15 protein-coding genes and 1 rRNA gene (1 of these 16 cut by a window edge) are annotated in these 15,991 nt (G+C 43.8%); 5 read left to right on the top strand and 11 right to left on the bottom strand.

All coding sequences use genetic code 11. The annotated features are described in order from the left end of the window. Together M0696_RS04890 and M0696_RS04885 are read right to left on the bottom strand one after the other, a co-directional pair. Positions 1-1,123: ribosomal RNA gene (locus M0696_RS04890) — 16S ribosomal RNA — on the bottom strand (it extends 427 nt beyond the left edge of the window). Positions 1,124-1,415: 292 nt separating this feature from the next. Continuing rightward, positions 1,416-2,300 (bottom strand): nucleotidyltransferase-like protein, encoded by an 885-nt coding sequence (locus tag M0696_RS04885; RefSeq protein WP_222143838.1) that lies wholly within the window; start codon positions 2,298-2,300, stop codon positions 1,416-1,418. 207 nt (positions 2,301-2,507) lie between these two features. Between M0696_RS04885 and M0696_RS04880 the strand changes: the two genes are divergently transcribed. Further along, a complete protein-coding gene (locus M0696_RS04880) occupies positions 2,508-2,861 on the top strand; it encodes a YgzB family protein (protein ID WP_019713698.1) in 354 nt (117 codons plus the stop codon). 34 nt (positions 2,862-2,895) lie between these two features. On the opposite strand, the gene perR is transcribed toward M0696_RS04880, so the two are convergent. Both perR and bcp read right to left on the bottom strand, forming a co-directional pair. Next, entirely contained in the window at positions 2,896-3,333 is a 438-nt protein-coding gene (gene perR / locus M0696_RS04875; protein ID WP_003223285.1) for a peroxide-responsive transcriptional repressor PerR, read from the bottom strand. A 132-nt stretch (positions 3,334-3,465) separates the two neighbouring features. Beyond that, complete coding sequence (bcp, locus tag M0696_RS04870) at positions 3,466-3,939, bottom strand: thioredoxin-dependent thiol peroxidase (protein ID WP_222143837.1); 474 nt, start codon at positions 3,937-3,939, stop codon at positions 3,466-3,468. A gap of 153 nt (positions 3,940-4,092) precedes the next feature. Between bcp and M0696_RS04865 the strand changes: the two genes are divergently transcribed. Both M0696_RS04865 and M0696_RS04860 read left to right on the top strand, forming a co-directional pair. Then, positions 4,093-5,382 (top strand): glutamate-1-semialdehyde 2,1-aminomutase, encoded by a 1,290-nt coding sequence (locus M0696_RS04865; protein ID WP_019713696.1) that lies wholly within the window; start codon positions 4,093-4,095, stop codon positions 5,380-5,382. Between the two features lie 218 nt (positions 5,383-5,600). Beyond that, complete coding sequence (locus M0696_RS04860) at positions 5,601-6,662, top strand: aromatic acid exporter family protein (RefSeq protein WP_014113117.1); 1,062 nt, start codon at positions 5,601-5,603, stop codon at positions 6,660-6,662. Positions 6,663-6,736: 74 nt separating this feature from the next. Here M0696_RS04860 and M0696_RS04855 read toward each other — a convergent pair whose 3' ends face one another. From M0696_RS04855 to fabL, 5 genes are all read right to left on the bottom strand, one after another. Beyond that, complete coding sequence (locus M0696_RS04855) at positions 6,737-8,479, bottom strand: ABC transporter ATP-binding protein (RefSeq protein WP_019713695.1); 1,743 nt, start codon at positions 8,477-8,479, stop codon at positions 6,737-6,739. An 83-nt stretch (positions 8,480-8,562) separates the two neighbouring features. Beyond that, positions 8,563-9,093, bottom strand: a complete 531-nt coding sequence (ntdP, locus tag M0696_RS04850) for a nucleoside tri-diphosphate phosphatase (protein WP_003239685.1) — start codon at positions 9,091-9,093, stop codon at positions 8,563-8,565. Positions 9,094-9,236: 143 nt separating this feature from the next. Then, on the bottom strand, positions 9,237-9,497 hold the full coding sequence (locus M0696_RS04845; RefSeq protein ID WP_222143836.1) for a YgaB family protein: 261 nt from the start codon (positions 9,495-9,497) through the stop codon (positions 9,237-9,239). Positions 9,498-9,669: 172 nt separating this feature from the next. Beyond that, positions 9,670-9,927 (bottom strand): gamma type acid-soluble spore protein SspE, encoded by a 258-nt coding sequence (sspE, locus tag M0696_RS04840; protein WP_019713693.1) that lies wholly within the window; start codon positions 9,925-9,927, stop codon positions 9,670-9,672. A gap of 68 nt (positions 9,928-9,995) precedes the next feature. Continuing rightward, positions 9,996-10,748, bottom strand: a complete 753-nt coding sequence (gene fabL, locus M0696_RS04835) for an enoyl-[acyl-carrier-protein] reductase FabL (protein ID WP_019713692.1) — start codon at positions 10,746-10,748, stop codon at positions 9,996-9,998. 82 nt (positions 10,749-10,830) lie between these two features. Here fabL and M0696_RS04830 point away from each other — a divergent pair, with 82 nt between their 5' ends. Further along, complete coding sequence (locus tag M0696_RS04830) at positions 10,831-11,055, top strand: hypothetical protein (RefSeq protein ID WP_222143835.1); 225 nt, start codon at positions 10,831-10,833, stop codon at positions 11,053-11,055. A 6-nt stretch (positions 11,056-11,061) separates the two neighbouring features. Here the strand turns inward: M0696_RS04830 and mutY are convergent, their stop codons facing one another. After that, positions 11,062-12,171 (bottom strand): A/G-specific adenine glycosylase, encoded by a 1,110-nt coding sequence (mutY, locus tag M0696_RS04825; RefSeq protein WP_019713691.1) that lies wholly within the window; start codon positions 12,169-12,171, stop codon positions 11,062-11,064. A 216-nt stretch (positions 12,172-12,387) separates the two neighbouring features. Between mutY and M0696_RS04820 the strand changes: the two genes are divergently transcribed. After that, complete coding sequence (locus M0696_RS04820; RefSeq protein WP_019713690.1) at positions 12,388-13,371, top strand: metal-dependent hydrolase; 984 nt, start codon at positions 12,388-12,390, stop codon at positions 13,369-13,371. Here the strand turns inward: M0696_RS04820 and M0696_RS04815 are convergent. After that, on the bottom strand, positions 13,368-15,950 hold the full coding sequence (locus M0696_RS04815) for a YfhO family protein (RefSeq protein WP_222143834.1): 2,583 nt from the start codon (positions 15,948-15,950) through the stop codon (positions 13,368-13,370). The genes M0696_RS04820 and M0696_RS04815 overlap by 4 nt on opposite strands. Positions 15,951-15,991: the final 41 nt, after the last annotated feature.

The raw sequence follows: 15,991 nt of genomic DNA, 5'->3' as shown, positions 1-15,991 counted from the left end.
AGGGTTGCGCTCGTTGCGGGACTTAACCCAACATCTCACGACACGAGCTGACGACAACCATGCACCACCTGTCACTCTGCCCCCGAAGGGGACGTCCTATCTCTAGGATTGTCAGAGGATGTCAAGACCTGGTAAGGTTCTTCGCGTTGCTTCGAATTAAACCACATGCTCCACCGCTTGTGCGGGCCCCCGTCAATTCCTTTGAGTTTCAGTCTTGCGACCGTACTCCCCAGGCGGAGTGCTTAATGCGTTAGCTGCAGCACTAAGGGGCGGAAACCCCCTAACACTTAGCACTCATCGTTTACGGCGTGGACTACCAGGGTATCTAATCCTGTTCGCTCCCCACGCTTTCGCTCCTCAGCGTCAGTTACAGACCAGAGAGTCGCCTTCGCCACTGGTGTTCCTCCACATCTCTACGCATTTCACCGCTACACGTGGAATTCCACTCTCCTCTTCTGCACTCAAGTTCCCCAGTTTCCAATGACCCTCCCCGGTTGAGCCGGGGGCTTTCACATCAGACTTAAGAAACCGCCTGCGAGCCCTTTACGCCCAATAATTCCGGACAACGCTTGCCACCTACGTATTACCGCGGCTGCTGGCACGTAGTTAGCCGTGGCTTTCTGGTTAGGTACCGTCAAGGTACCGCCCTATTCGAACGGTACTTGTTCTTCCCTAACAACAGAGCTTTACGATCCGAAAACCTTCATCACTCACGCGGCGTTGCTCCGTCAGACTTTCGTCCATTGCGGAAGATTCCCTACTGCTGCCTCCCGTAGGAGTCTGGGCCGTGTCTCAGTCCCAGTGTGGCCGATCACCCTCTCAGGTCGGCTACGCATCGTTGCCTTGGTGAGCCATTACCTCACCAACTAGCTAATGCGCCGCGGGTCCATCTGTAAGTGGTAGCCGAAGCCACCTTTTATGTTTGAACCATGCGGTTCAAACAAGCATCCGGTATTAGCCCCGGTTTCCCGGAGTTATCCCAGTCTTACAGGCAGGTTACCCACGTGTTACTCACCCGTCCGCCGCTAACATCAGGGAGCAAGCTCCCATCTGTCCGCTCGACTTGCATGTATTAGGCACGCCGCCAGCGTTCGTCCTGAGCCAGGATCAAACTCTCCGATAAATGGATCACAGGTTAAGTTCACCGCATCCTGCGGCGACACCTGTGCGACCTGCATCGTGCAGGCCCTAGTTTGACTGACTACGCACATCGCTGTGCGATTTTATAAAAATGAATTAACAGGTACGTTTTGTCTTGTTTAGTTTTCAAAGATCATTCTCACTTCTCGTCGAAGCGACTTTATTAATATAACATTTCGACTTTCTTTTGTCAAATGTTTTTTTATTTTATTTCTCCGCCGCTGTGAGCTTGTTTTTTCAGAAGCGCATCAGCGACGTTTAATAATATAACATGGTCAAGAATCAGAGTCAACATCTTTTTTAAAAGAATATCCTCGGTGATAAACAGCCTGTCCTTTCGTTTCTATCTTGCAGACGTTGATAAGCCCCTTGTCCGTCAGGTAATCAAGCATAACGCCAAGATCTTGGGTAAAGTGCTTTAACTCAGGATGCTGAAGAAGCTCACCGAATTGCCATATGTCTTTTTCTTTCATCACTTCAAAAAGATGAGCCGAACCGATCTCAGCTTTGGAATGGATGAGAAAATCATTTGCTAAGAATAATAATTCGAGTCTTTTTTCCAAACTCTCTTGACTGTCAATCAACTCAGAATATAATTTGTACACTTGAGGCTCCATCTGACGCACTTGGCTCCATACCGTGGTTTCCGGGTGGAATCCTCTGTCGATTACTTCAATACGCGCTAAATGGTGCAACGCATGAACAACCGCGTTGTAGGCATCTAAAAATTGATTGGCTTCAAAAAAAGCTTTGCCTTCAACATACCTTCTGATTAATTTGCCGTATTCGAGTCCGATCTTCAGTTTGCGTTCGGCAAACGGAAATGTATTCAGCCTGTCAATCAGCTCGACAATGTATTCGTTACGATCAAATAAGACTCTGCCATTTACAATCCAATCTATGATTCTCCTATTTGTCCCGAGCAAAATCCATTCTTGAATCTGAGAATCTGTTACCACATGCAAAGAAGCTGTTTTTTGATCAAATTCATAATGCTTTATAAAAACAGGCTCTTCAGCCTCCTTTACAATCACCAGCAAAGCGGCATCAAAGTTGTCTGTTAAGGAAGATGTTTTGTTTCTTCTCTCAATCATAATGACAGCCAATGTGTTGGGGTGACTTGCTCTTTCTTGGTAAATTGGACGGAGAAGATTATCCATCACTATTCCTCCAATGCAATTGTTCAAAATTTTTTATTCTCTATTTGATTCAATTCTATGGTTAAAACGAAATTCCTTTTTTCTAAACACATTGAACTATTATAAACAATTTCACAGTAAGTCTCCATATGTAAATTCCAGTTCAACCGAAAACATGAAGAAAATCCCATCAGGTTTGTGCTATAGTTAAACCAGAGGGGGATGGACATGGCGAAATACTCCAGCAAAATTAATAAAATCAGAACATTCGCGTTAAGTTTGGTTTTCGTTGGATTTATCATTATGTACATCGGGATCTTTTTCAAAGAGTCAGTTTTGCTATCTAGTTTGTTTATGATACTCGGGCTTTTATCCATCGGTCTCAGCACGGTTGTTTACTTTTGGATCGGAATGCTTTCAACCAAAGCAGTTCGTGTCATATGTCCGGCCTGTGAAAAAGAGACAAAGGTTTTGGGAAGAGTCGATATGTGCATGCATTGCAGAGAGCCGCTGACTTTAGATAAGGGATTAGAAGGAAAAGAATTTGATGAGTCTTATAATAAAAAGAAAATGCACAAATAAAATAAGCTGACCGTTTCGTGCGGTCAGCTTATTTTTAATGGTTTTCTTTTTTCGAACACTCTTGGCAAACGCCGTAAATTTCTAAACGGTGGTGGCTAACTTTAAACCCCGTGACATGGGCAGCGAGCTGCTCCACTTCGTCAAGGCCCGGGTAGTGGAAGTCCACAATTTTACCGCAGTTTTCACAAATCGCGTGATAGTGATCGGATGTGACAAAATCAAATCTGCTGGAAGCATCACCGTATGTGAGCTCTTTTACCAAACCGGATTCCCGGAACACACGCAAATTGTTATATACCGTCGCTACGCTCATGTTAGGAAATTTCCCTTCCAGAGCTTTATATATATCGTCCGCTGTTGGATGAGCCATAGAGTTAACGAGATATTCCAGAATCGCATGACGTTGAGGAGTAATGCGAACTCCGGTTTCCTTCAACGTTTCTAAGGCTTCTTTTAGTTCATGTGCAGCCATCCGTCATGCACCTCTCTTCTAAAAAAAATTCTTACATTGTAATGTTTATAATTAGTGTAACTCTTTTTACGATAATTTGTCAATTGATATCAGGGTAAAAGCAAGCATGCCATTTGAAGCTGATAGACGAAATTACTTTTCCGACATATCTTTGAGGGTTTGAAGCGCTTCGGCTACGTGGTCCTTCACTTTTACCTTTCTCCATTCTTTAACGAGCCGGCCTTCTTTGTCAATTAAAAAAGTGGAGCGCTCAATTCCCATATATTCTTTCCCGAAGTTTTTCTTCAGCTTCCATACGTCAAACGCTTCCGCCAGCTTATGTTCGTCATCAACAAGAAGCAGAAAAGGAAGGTTATGCTTCTCTTTAAATTTTCCGTGTTTTTCTTGACTGTCCGGGCTAACGCCGATAATAACGGCATCCAGTTCAGCGAAGCTTTCGTGGCTGTCCCGAAAATCGCATGCTTCAGTTGTGCATCCCGGTGTCATGTCTTTTGGATAGAAGTAAAGCACGATATACTTCCCTTTATAATCCGATAATTTTACTGTCTCCCCATGATCGCCTTTTAACTCAATATCAGGTGCTTTTTGTCCGATTTCTATCGTCATTGCGTTACCTCCGGATGTTTTTTTATTAAGCGTATCCAATTCTTGTCCAGATTACAACCGTCGTCCCTTGCATCTTAAGCCCGAATCCATTGTTCTTGTTCGGAAGCATGCTACAATAGAAAGGACGCATGGAGATATAGGAGGTTTTTATTCTTGCATACAAAATCAATTGAACTTCACAATGAGGCATTAGAGCACATTGTCGGCGGTGTAAACAGCCCGTCTAGATCATATAAAGCAGTCGGCGGCGGTTCTCCCGTTGCAATGGAAAAAGCAAACGGCGCTTATTTTTGGGATGTGGACGGCAACAAATACATCGATTATTTAGCGGCGTACGGTCCGATCATTACCGGACATGCCCACCCGCATATTACAGAAGCGATTAAAAAAGCGGCAGAGAATGGTGTATTGTATGGAACACCGACAAAACATGAGGTTACATTTGCAAAGATGCTCAAAGAAGCCATTCCTGCTATGGACAAAGTAAGATTCGTCAATTCGGGAACAGAAGCTGTTATGACGACTATCCGCGTGGCACGCGCATATACAGGCCGGACAAAAATCATTAAATTTGCAGGCTGTTATCACGGACATTCGGATCTTGTGCTTGTCGCTGCCGGTTCCGGTCCATCTACTCTCGGCACACCAGACTCAGCCGGCGTACCAAAAAGCATCGCAAACGAAGTGATCACAGTTCCATTTAATGATATCGAAAGCTATAAAGCGGCCCTTGATAAATGGGGAAGTGAAATCGCGGCGGTTCTTGTTGAGCCGATTGTCGGCAACTTCGGAATTGTTGAGCCGAAAGAGGGCTTCTTAGAAAAAGTAAATGAACTGACACACAATGCGGGCGCTCTCGTTATTTACGATGAAGTCATTACGGCTTTCCGCTTTATGTATGGCGGCGCGCAAGATCTATTACAGGTGAAACCGGATTTAACAGCGCTCGGTAAAATTATCGGCGGCGGACTTCCAATTGGCGCCTATGGCGGTAAAAAAGAGATCATGGAGCAGGTAGCTCCGCTTGGGCCGGCTTATCAGGCTGGAACAATGGCGGGTAATCCCGCTTCCATCCTATCAGGCATCGCTTGTCTGGAAGTGCTCAAAGAGGAAGGCGTGTATGAAAAGCTTGATCACCTTGGCGCTATGCTGGAGGAAGGCATTTTACAGCATGCAGAAACACACGGCATCACGATTACTGTCAACCGGTTAAAAGGCGCACTCACGGTTTATTTCTCTGATGAGAAAGTCGAAAATTACGAGCAGGCTGAACGCAGTGACGGAGAAACATTCGCTAAGTTTTTCAAGCTGATGCTGGAACGCGGAATTAATTTAGCACCTTCTAAATATGAAGCCTGGTTTATTACAACAGCACATACAGAGCAGGATATTAAAGACACGCTTGCAGCGGTCGAGGATGCTTTTAGTCACCTTAAAAACTAGAATCAGACAACTTGGACAGGAGCATTGAGCTCCTGTTTTTTTATGGATTCAAACAGTGTGTAAGATTTTGGTCTTTTTCTAGAAAAATAGCTTGAATATTTGTGTTGATCCCTGTATATTACTTAATTGTTTAGCAAATAAACTTACCGGGAATTTTAAGGATTAGCCATTTGCTATGTCACACAATTTACTATAGAAAGGAATGCACGCACAAACTAATGAAACTTGGTGCCCGCATTTTCAAAACCGGGATTGCGATTACACTTGCCCTTTATTTGGCTTCGTGGATCGGGCTACCCGCGCCGATTTTTGCTGGGATTGCAGCGATATTTGCGATCCAGCCGTCGATTTACCGCTCTTTTCTCATTATTATTGACCAGGTTCAGGCAAATATCATCGGGGCTGTGATCGCCACAGTGTTCGGCCTTATTTTCGGACCCAGCCCGATTATGATCGGGTTAACAGCAGTTATTGTCATTACAATCATGCTGAAACTTAAAATTGAACATACAATTTCGATTGCTCTAGTAACAGTTATTGCGATTTTAGAATCCGCCGGTGACGACTTTTTAATGTTCGCGCTGATCAGAACAAGCACAGTTATCTTAGGGGTTCTTTCTTCCTTTATCGTCAACCTTGTGTTTTTGCCTCCTAAGTACGAAACAAAGCTGATTCATAATACTGTCGAAAACACCGAAGAAATTATGAAGTGGATCAGGCTGTCCATGCGGCAGTCAACAGAGCATTCGATTTTGAAAGAGGATATTGAAAAACTGAAAGAAAAAATGATCAAGCTTGATCAGACATATCTTCTATATAAAGAAGAAAGAAGCTACTTTAAGAAAACGACTTATGTAAAATCAAGAAAGCTTGTCTTGTTCAGACAGGCCATTATTACTGCAAATCGGGCGCTTGATACATTGAAGAAACTGCATCGTTTGGAAAACGAGATCTATCATATGCCGGAAGAGTTTCAGGAAACACTGACTGAAGAGCTTGATTACCTGCTTTACTGGCATGAACTGATTTTGATGAGGTTTGTGGGCAAAATCAAGCCACATGATGACGCGGATGAAGAAGGCATTCGATATAAGCAGCTGTTAACAAAGTCATTTTTAAAAAATCAGCAAAACACGGATGATGAGCTTATTGATTACAACATGCTAAATATTATGGCAAGTGCCGTAGAATATCGCGAGCAGCTTGAACATTTAGAAACACTCATCACAAGTTTTCAAACGTATCATCCGAAAGACTGCGAAATAGAAACAGAAGAGTAACCCGGTTGAACAGCCGGGTTTTTTATATACAAAAAAATCTTATATCCTTCGTTAAAAGGATATAAGATTGATGTTCAGCTTAAATTTTGAATGGTAAATAAGTGCTTGTATTGACTATCATAGTCCATGAGTTCATCATGGGTGCCGATTTCGATGATCGTGCCGTTTTCCATGACAACAATCTTATCCGCATGTGTGATCGTCGATAAACGGTGGGCGACAACAAAAGTTGTTCTGTCCTTCGCCAGTTTGTCCATCGCTTCTTGAATGTAATGCTCACTTTCCAGATCAAGAGCTGATGTCGCTTCATCTAAAATGAGGAGCGGCGGATTTTTCAAAAATACCCGCGCGATTGATATCCGCTGCTTTTGTCCGCCTGACAGCTTAACGCCTCTTTCTCCCACCCGGGTCTCATACCCTTCTGGAAAACTCATAATAAATTCATGAGCATTGGCAGCTTTGGCGGCTTCAATAATCTCTTCAAGCGTGGCCTCAGGTTTGCCGATTGCGATATTTTCCCGAATCGTTTCACTGAATAAAAAGGTATCCTGAAGCACCATGCCAACCTGGTTGCGAAGGCTTCTCGCCTCATAATCGCGAATATCCGTCCCGTCAATCAGCAGTCTGCCGCTTGTCACATCATAAAATCTCGGGATCAGGCTGACGAGTGTTGATTTACCTCCTCCACTCATGCCGACAAGGGCTACGGTTTCTCCTCTATTTATTTTTAAAGAGACATCATGGAGAATATTTTCTTTTTCCTTTTCATATTGAAACGATACGTTTTGAAATTCCACTTCTCCGCGGATCTGGTCAGCCTTAATGGCATTTGGTTTGTCAGTGAGTTCATATGGCTCGTCAATAAATTCAAACACCCTGTCCATTGATGCGATTGACTGTGTCAATGTTGTGGAGGAATTAATCAGCCTTCTCACAGGATTGTACATTCTGTCAATATATCCGACAAACGCGACCATTGTTCCGACTGTCAGCGGTCCATTAATGACAAAATAGCCGGCGCACGCAATGACGATAAGCGGCGCCAAATCTGTAATGGTATTGACGACCGCAAAGGTTTTGGCATTCCAATTCGTGTGGCTGATGGCTTTATCTAAGAAATGGCTGTTTTTCTCATTAAAATTATCCTGTTCATGATCTTCTATCGCAAAGCTTCTGATGACCGGCATGCCTTGAATGCGCTCGTGCAAATGTCCCTGCACTTGAGCGAGCGCCTGCGAACGCTCCCTTGTCAGCTTTCTTAATCGGCCGTAAAAATACTTCACTGATATGCCGTATAATGGGAATAAAATGATAGAGATCAGCGTTAATTTTATGTCCAGTGTCAGCATGATAGAGATCACAATCAAAATCGTCAGCATATCAAGCCAAATATTCATCAGGCCTGTGATGACAAAATCCTTTGTTTGTTCCACATCATTAATCACTCGGGAAATGACTTCCCCTGTTCTTGTATTCGCATAAAAACGAAGGCTCAGTTTCTGTATATGGTCAAACAGCTTGGCTCTTATATCGTACAGCACCTTGCTGGCTGTCCACTGGGCAAAATATTGCCTATAGTATTCAACAGGCGGCCGCAAAATTAAAAACAAGGCGAACATGATCGCCATAATGGTGAACAGTGACGTTGTTTTGTCACTAGCCGTGCCGCCTCCTTGAATAATGTCGTCAACGACGTACTTCAGAAGCAATGGGAGAGCAAGCGGAATGGAGAATTTTACGATCCCGATTAACACCGTAACGAAAATTTGCTTCTTATAAGGTTTGACGAATTGCATGTAGCGTTTCATAACCCCCACGTTGATTCCCCCTCTCTTATCATGATGTGTGTGAGCCCATGTGAAAAACCTGTTGTACCCCGCAACAGGTTTTTACGTAACTATTATTTTGTATAGCGCAAATACCGTTCATACCACATATCGACAAACTCGGGCGCAAACGGTCCCTGGCGCTGGTGAATCCAATGGAGCAGCGTGTTTAAGTAGTCTCTTAAAATACTGTCGATTTCTTTTGGATAATTCATGGATTTCCGATGATCATCATATTCGTCTTCATCGAGAATATTGTAGGTCATGTCAGGAAAAACCTTAACATCTAGGTCATAATCAATATATTTAATTGCTTCGCCATCATAGGCAAACGGAGAACTGATGTTGCAATAGTAATGGACCCCGTCTTCCCTCAGCATCCCGATGACATTAAACCATTGTCTTGCGTGAAAATAACAGATTGCGGGCTCTCTGGTTATCCATGTCCGGCCGTCTGATTCGGTTACCATCGTCCGGTCATTGGCTCCGATGACACACATTTCTGTACTTTTTAAGATTGTTGTCTCATTCCAAATTCTGTGAATCAGCCCGTTATGCTTATAGCTGTGAATTTGAATGGTTTCTCCTTCCTTGGGATAGCCCATATTTCTCCCCTACTTTCTATAAAGCCCTACAGTTAGTATGTCCAAATTTGCTTACCGACAACGTCTTTTACCTATTATAACGTTACAAATTGAAAAATGAAAATAAAAGAGCCATTCCGGCCGGGGAATGGCACATTCCTGCTCTACACAAAGGAAGACGGCTTTTCTGAGCTGCGATAAGAACGAATCACTTGCTCTGTCTGCTTTTGAAACATATCCTTTATATCGGCTAGATGTTTCCGTTTTACCGCAATTTCATCCTGAATGCCGCGCAGCCTTGCATCCCTTTCCAAATGCCGGAGTTCTGCTTCAATTTGTTTGCAGCGGTCGAGCTCTGATTGGAGATCGAGAAGCTTATCCATCGTTTTCATTTGTTCGCTTACCAGCTTTTCAAATTCTGTCATCGGTTCCTCCTTCAGCCTGGTGAAAGTATAAACGTTTCCTCCTTTTATCATTTCGATCCCGTTAAAGCAAACCCTTTGACTCATTCTGTAGACCTTTCACAAGTTTTGTCGTATACAAACAGAAAAAAAGCACTTCCATCCGAAGATGAAGTGCTTTTTTCTGTTTCAGTGATTAGCTGTTTTGTTGTTTGTTTTGTTCAGCAGATTGGTTTTGCTGTCTTACCTGCTGTACGTTAGTTTCACTAGCGAATTCAGTGCCGAATTGACCTTGTTGGCCAGCAGCTGATTGCTGGTTTTGTTTTCTGACTTGCTGAGCGTTTGTTTCGCTAGCAAATTCAGTGCCGAATTGACCTTGACCAGCAGCTGATTGTTGGTTTTGTTTTCTAACTTGTTGTGCGTTTGTTTTGCTGAATTGATTTGAGTTAGCCATTGTTATCACCTCCACGGTCATTAGAATGTGCAGGTGATCGTATAGCTATTCCTCTTTTTTAAAAATTTTTAAACGAGCAGTGAGCGTCCGCCGTCAACGATAATTGTCTGTCCGCGGATCATGTCAGCCTTGGAAGATACTAGAAATTCGACAGTATCAACCATGTCTTTAATTTCAACCATGCGTCCCGCCGGCGTGTTTTGACGCGCATCCTCAAGCAAATCCTCTCTGTTCGGGAAATGTTTGAGCGCATCTGTGTCAATCGCTCCGCCTGATACGGCATTGACGATAATTTGTTTTGGCGAAAGCTCAACCGCAAGATAACGGGTTAAAGCTTCTAACGCCGCTTTTGATACGCCAACTGTCGTGTAGTTTTCAAGGTAGCGGATCGAACCTAATGAACTGATGCTGACGATATGCCCGCCCCCGTTCTTTTCCATTAGCTTGGCCGCTTCCTGAGCACAGAAAAGCAATGCTTTCGCATTAATGTTCATCGTCCAGTCCCAGTGTGTTTCTTCTAGTTCCATGACAGGTCTCAGAACGCCTGAAGCGGCATTATTGACAAAAACATCAAGTCTGCCGAATGTTTCATCAATTTGCTGAAACATTTCTTTGATTTTTGCCGGCTGTCCTACGTTTGCTTTTACGACAAGCACTTTGACGCCAAGTTTTTCGATTTCTTCCGCGGTTTCCAAAGCGGCTTTTTTGCTGCGTGCATAGTTAATGACAATGTTATAGCCTTTCTCAGCAAGTCTGAATGCGGCCGCTTTTCCGACACCGCGGCTGCTTCCTGTTACGAGAGCGCATTTATTTTGTTCCATTTTTCCTCATCTCCTTGTAGCGTATAGTTCTTTTATTTCCACAAACAATAATGGCAAGAACTTAAAAGGGGGTCTTCTGTTTATGTATGTCGGACGTGATATGAGCGAATTGAACATGGTTTCCAAAGAAGATTGGAAAAACAGCGAACTCGCCTATTTTCATCATGCCTTTCAGCAAATTATGCCTTATTTGAACGAGGAAGGCCAATCAAAATACCGGGAATTAGCGCAAGAAATTGAAGCGCGCGGCGGAATGAAGCGCAATGAAGCGGACTACAGCCACGGCACGCGCGTCTCCTACGATTAACAATGTTTACGGAGCAGCCGGGGATGCGGCTGCTTCCTCTGCCATCTTCCAGATTTTTTGATGTGACACCGGGAACGCAAATTGTTCGAGTTCTTCCTTCGTTACTTTTTTCAGCTCTGAGGTATCCGACACTTGTTTTACTTTACCGAAAAACACAGAAATATTCCATACCAGGTGGGTGAAAACGTGCTCGACTACACCCTGCAGGTCACTGATATCAGCTTGTATCCCACATTCGTTTTCTAAAAATGCAGTGAGCTGTTCACGCTCGGTTTTGATCCCTTTTTGTGTTTCAAGATTAGGGAATTCCCACAGGTTGGCGAGCAAACCTTTTGACGGCCGTTTGTGTATATACACTTGGCCGTCTTCATCAGTCAGTACGATCGCGGCCATTGTTTTAATCCCGGGCTTTTTCTTTTTGCTTTTTACCGGAAGCTCCCGTTCAGTTCCTTCTTCAAATGCTGAGCAATGCTTCTGAACCGGGCATAGCAGGCATGAAGGTGACTTTGGCGTACAGATCAAGGCTCCGAGCTCCATCAGGCCTTGATTGAATTCCGATGGTTTTTCTTTAGAAATAAATGCACGGATTGCGTCTTCAAAGATCGTTCTTGTTTTTGGTTTGGCGATATCATCCCAAATGGAAAGAATTCTGGACATGACACGCATCACATTTCCGTCAACCGCGGGAATCGGCTTATTATAGGCGATGCTGAGCACCGCTCCCTTTGTATAAGGGCCGACGCCTTTTAAGCCGCCAAAATCTTTCTCGTCTGGAGGAACAATCCCCCCGTACTCCTGTTTCACTTCTTTTACTGCGCTTTGCAGATTTCTGACTCGCGAATAATAGCCGAGCCCTTCCCATGCTTTCAGCACTTTTTCTTCATCAGCATCAGCGAGCGCTTCCACTGTCGGGAATTGTTCCACAAACCGGAGAAAGTAGGGAATGACTGTCTCTACTCTCGTTTGCTGCAGCATCACTTCAGATACCCACACTTTATATGGATCTTGATCCTCTCTCCACGGCAGAACGCGCTGCTCTCGTTCGAACCATGAAATTAAATCATCGCGAAATCGCTGTATGTCTTTTTGTTTTAATTTGTCTTCAAGTACGTTCATATGTGTTTCTCCCCAGTCTTTCGCGCCCCGCTTTTCTTTAGACTGTTTTTTGTTGTACACTAAGGGCACAGTACGATAATATGTTACATTAAATAGAAGTAAAGAAAAAGCGGAAACATATGAGAATGATTGAATCAGGTTAGAAATTGGGTATATGAAAATGGGGAATATCTTACAAAAGTGAATGTGCAGGACGATCCTGCAAGGAGGTCACCTATGGATACGGGCACACATGTCGTGATGGGCATCGCACTTGGCGGTATTGCGACGCTTGATCCTGTTGTCGGATCAGATCCGGCAATGGCTCATGCTGTTATGATTGCAACGCTTGCGGGCTCTCAGGCTCCGGATATTGATACTGTGTTAAAGCTTAAAAATAATGCTGTTTATATAAGAAATCACAGAGGATTCACCCATTCAATTCCCGCCGTTTTGTTTTGGTCTGTAATTATTCCGGCGATTCTGTATTTGTTTTATCCGCAGGCCGATTTTCTGCACCTGTGGCTGTGGACGCTGCTGGCAGTCGTTCTGCATGTCTTTGTTGATATTTTCAATGCGTACGGAACACAAGCGATACGTCCGTTTTCGAAAAAATGGGTTGCGCTGGGCCTGATTAATACGTTTGATCCGTTTATTTTTATCAGCCATCTGGCGGCTATCGCGATTTGGTATGCGGGCGGCAGTCCCGGCATTACATTTCTCAGCTTATATATCATATTGGCAGGCTATTATTTGGTGCGTCTGATCATGCAGCTGAGAATTAAACGGAAGCTTCATGAGATGATTCATGACGATATCGAAAGCATTATTATTTCTCCGACGATGAAATTCAGGCAATGGCGGATCGCAGTGACAACAGCCCATGCTTTCTATGTAGGAAGAAGCATGGAAGGGCATGTAGTGATTCTGGATACGTTTAATCGGGTGCCTGTTCCTGAAACCGAAGTAATGCATGCGGCAAAGCAGGATGATAACATTGCGGCGTTTCTGTCATTTTCTCCGGTTTACCGATGGGAAGTCGATACGTTTAAAGATCACTACGAGGTGAGGTTTATTGACCTGCGTTATCGGAGCAAAGGCCATTATCCGTTTGTGGCCATCGTTCATATCGGTCACGACCTCACGATTCGCTCATCTTATACAGGATGGATATTCAGCGAAGAAAAACTTCAGAAAAAATTAAAGCTCGGCTCTATTTAGAACCGGGCTTTTTTTCGTCTTATATATAAAACAGCAAGCAGCAGACTGACGAGAGATATAAGAACCGATATTTTAAAATATGGCGGATAGTAGGTCAGCTCAATGTGATTGTCTCCCTTTTGCGCCTTAAAGCCTATGAAAGCATAATCCACTTTATCAATCGTCTGTGGTTTCCCGTTGATCTTCAGCTCCCAGCCTTTTTCATAGGGGATCGGGAGCATGATGTACTTGTCTTTTGACAGATGATATGCAAACGTCAGCTTGTTTTTATCCCATTTCAGATTGTTTGCTTTATCTGTTTTGTTTTGCAGCACAGCGCTCTTCAGTGTTTGGTAATTTTCTTCATAGAGCGCTATATTTTTAAGCTCATACGTTCCTTTCGGTAGCTTGATTGAAATATGGCCTGATTTAGGCACTCTGACCGTGATATCATCTACTCCGGTTTTATAAATCGATTGGTTCGATTTCCTTGTTGTGACATAATCATTGACTCTTAATGTAAATCCTTTGTCTTTTGCTTTGCTTTTTAAATAAAAGCTGACATAGTAGTCTCCTGGAGCGGATGACGTCTGTTTCGGGGTGATGATCAGTTCTCCTCCGTTTTCTCCAGTCACAGTAAGCAGTCCATTTTGATACTGTGCATATTTTGCAGTGATGTCCGACTTAGGAATGAGATTCGCCAGTTTTGGTGTCTGCTCCGTTTTCCCTGCTGGATCTGCTACTACAATTCCTTTCAGCATTGCCTGTTCTTTCGCAAGAGCGGGCAATTTGTCCAGCTCGCTTTCGCTGTATATGGCATCGGCTGTTTTGACGAAAGGAAGCATGTATTGATTTTCATATACCGCATAATGCTCTGATTCCAAATGCTTTTTGAAGCCGTACGGGACGCTGGCTTCGTTTGTTTTTTCCGTCATATAATATTTGCCGTAAAGCAGGCTGTATAAATTGGTCCTGTCTCCCAATGACGCATAACGGCTGACGCTTTCCCTGCCCATATCAATGCTTAAATCATTCCAATAGAAGGTCAGCAGATGCTTGTTTAAAATGCTGGAGTAGGCGCTGAATCCATTAAACCCGTAAATAATTGGCGTATTATTGCGGACCCCGTTCATCCAATCGACTCTCATGAGCGGATCATCGTCTTCCTTCTGTAAACGCCCGATGAGCTCAGATGATTCTTGCCCTTTGTATTCCTCACCCGTGAGATATTCTTTTGTCACACTGTCCAGTCCGCCGCCTTCTGAGAGTGCATATTTTTGATAGGTGTTGGCGACAAACAGCGAAGAAAGAATGATCACACCGTACACAGCCATCTTTGCCCTTTTTTTCGCAAAAGCTGCAGCAAACAAGGCTGCTATTGTCAGGAATAAGAGCAATAGAATGCTTTCATTCGCAGGCTTCCATATATCCAGTTCATACCTTTGGATATGATACCAGTAAAGAAGCAGGACAACAGCTATAGCCGGGAGCAGTTCTTTCCATTTCAATTCAGACAGCTGTGACAGGCCCGCCGCAGCTGCTCCTGCAATGGTAAACGCCAGAACATATTCAAACCGGTTTTGCGGGGCGGAAAAGCCGTTAAATACGCTTGCCGCACACGGACTGAAATGAAAAAGAATAAACAGCAGGCTCAATCCGGCAAAGAGACGAAACACGCGTTTTTTGTAAAAAGAAACAAGAAATAAAAACAGCAGAAAGGCGGCCGGCACAATGATGATCCGGCTCGAAAATAAGATATTATCATCGAAATTAAGCCACTCTATTTTTTGGCTGTACGGGGGGCGCAGGTTGTTTAAATAACCGTATACTACCGGCACAAAAGCCGCCGCACTGATGCCAAAAGAAATGAGGCCTGAGACCAAAAACAGTCTGCATTGAATCCATCTTTTCTCTTCATGCTTTTCCAGTCGGATCAGCCATCTGAACAGCACGTAGATCCCAATGAATATAAGGTTTATGTATGCAAAGTAAAAATTGTTGATTAACGTCAGCGAGCAGGCAATGATAAACCATGCCGGGCGCCGCTCTCTCATGATTTTTTCTGCCCCGAGCACAAGCAGCGGAAGCCAAATCATTGTATCGGTAAAGAATTCCCAATACGCTTCGTGGCGGAAATAAATGATTGAGGCACCGTATAATACGGCCCCCGTAAACGACGCCGCTCTGTGTTTGAGAAGATAGTGAAAAACAGAAGCGGCTGAAAAAATGATTAGGCTCAGTTTGAAAATACTGACAAAAACTGCTGACTCCGCCCAAAAAAGCGTATCCGCTTCTCCGATCAGCTGGACGGCCTGAAGAAGCAAGACAGCGGCGGATACCGCAAGAAAAAGAAAGGAAGCAGAAAAATAATAGCCGAGCTGACTGAACGTACCGCCGCCGAGTCCGAATGAATAATTGTAGAAAAAATTCCCGTGTGTATATTGGTCAAATAATAATTTTTTAAATACGATCATTTGCGCAAGCCCGTCACCCGGACCTGTCATATATCTGCCGTCCGCCCATTCTTTCACAAAAAAAGCGTGTGCCAGAACGGAAACCAGCAGACTGGCCGCATAGATCATGACATATTTTCTTTTCATATGAATTCTCCAGTCTTGCTTTTAAGATAGTAGACACGCAA

It is taken from the genome of Bacillus rugosus (genome assembly GCF_023238245.1).
GTDB lineage: Bacteria > Bacillota > Bacilli > Bacillales > Bacillaceae > Bacillus > Bacillus rugosus.
The sequence above is the reverse complement of the archived record's forward strand: the minus strand, read 5'-3'. Positions and strand labels throughout refer to the sequence as shown.